This is a genomic window from Streptomyces sp. NPDC056527 (assembly GCF_042794475.1).
Classification (GTDB): domain Bacteria; phylum Actinomycetota; class Actinomycetes; order Streptomycetales; family Streptomycetaceae; genus Streptomyces.
In genome coordinates, this window is record NZ_JBHTTQ010000238.1 from 1 (window position 1) to 1,262 (window position 1,262).

The window sequence follows — 1,262 nt, forward strand, 5'->3', positions numbered from 1 at the left end:
GGGGCACACCGCCCCGGGGCCGTTCGCGCGTTCCGGACCCTCCCGCGGCCGTCAGACGGCCGCGGCTTCGGCCGCCGCCTCCCCGGTCTCGGCCTTCGGCGCCGTGCCCGGCGTCAGGATCGCGTACACCGCGCCGCCGACCAGGCCGGACAGTACGAAGCTGCAGTCGATCCCGCCCGTCAGAGCGAGCAGCGGCCCCTCGTACAGCGGGGTGGAGACCGACGCGAGCCCCACGGCCGCGCCCAGCGCCCAGGACGCCGTGGCCCGCGGGTGCCAGCCGGCCCGGAACCAGTAGACGCCACCGCGCGCCCGGCGGTTGTAGACCTGGAGCGCCTCCGGGTCGTACGTACCGCGGCACCGCGCGTGGCCGATCAGCGTGATCACCGCCCAGGGCGTGCCGATCGCCGTCAGCAGCAGCACGAACGACGTCATCGCGGTCTGCGCGTCCGAGGCGAAATGACCGAGGAAGACGAAGGCGGTGGCCACCGCCGCCACCACCAGCGTGGCCCGCGCCCGGGTGGCGCGCGGCAGGATCGCGTCCAGGTCGAGGCCCATCGAGTACAGCATCAGACCCGCGTTGCCGACCGAGCCGGCGGTCGCCGCGAGGAGCAGGGGCACCAGGTACCAGACGGGCGAGGCGGCGACGAGGGGGCCCGCGTAGTCGGCGCCGCCGCGCGCCGCCAGCGCCGTGTACGTACCGAAGAGCTGCGGGATGAGGAGTCCGGCGAGGAGGCCCAGACAGGTCGTCCGCCAGACGGTCTTCGAGCTGTGCTTCGCGGGGGAGATGTAGCGGGTGTAGTCGCCGAGCAGGGTGATGAAGGCGACCGGGCCGCTGAGTCCGGCGGCGACCGCCGAGAGCACCCAGGTGGGCCAGAACGAGCCGAGCAGGTAGGGGGTCTCGGGCACGGCGGCCGTGGTGACGTCGCCCGCGTACGCGACCAGGCCGAGCGCGAGGAGCAGGGTCATGCCGATGGCGAGCGCCTTGCTGAGCCGGAGCAGCAGCTTGTAGCCGTACACCGCGGCGACGACCGTGCAGGCGGCCAGGACCGCGTACACCACCGTGTGCGTGGCGTCGCCGGTCGGCAGTCCGATCAACCGGGCGAGCGTCCCGACGACCACGTCGCCGCCGATCCACAGCGTCAGCGCGGTGTAGCCCAGGGAGAGCAGCTCCCCTGGTGGAACCGCGACTGGAAAGTCACCCACATCGAGCCGGGTCTACCCCTGGAGATCGACAGTGCTCATCACGGTCACCCTTCAAGGTT

The 1,262-nt window shown here is 72.9% G+C and carries 1 protein-coding gene; it reads right to left on the bottom strand.

Annotation, left to right across the window (positions count from 1 at the left end; translation table 11 throughout):
- Positions 1-51: 51 nt before the first annotated feature.
- The gene (locus tag ACFQ7Q_RS38155; protein WP_383563875.1) at positions 52-1,203 is read right to left on the bottom strand and encodes a cytosine permease; all 1,152 of its coding nucleotides are present in this window, start codon (positions 1,201-1,203) and stop codon (positions 52-54) included.
- Between the last annotated feature and the right edge of the window lie 59 nt (positions 1,204-1,262).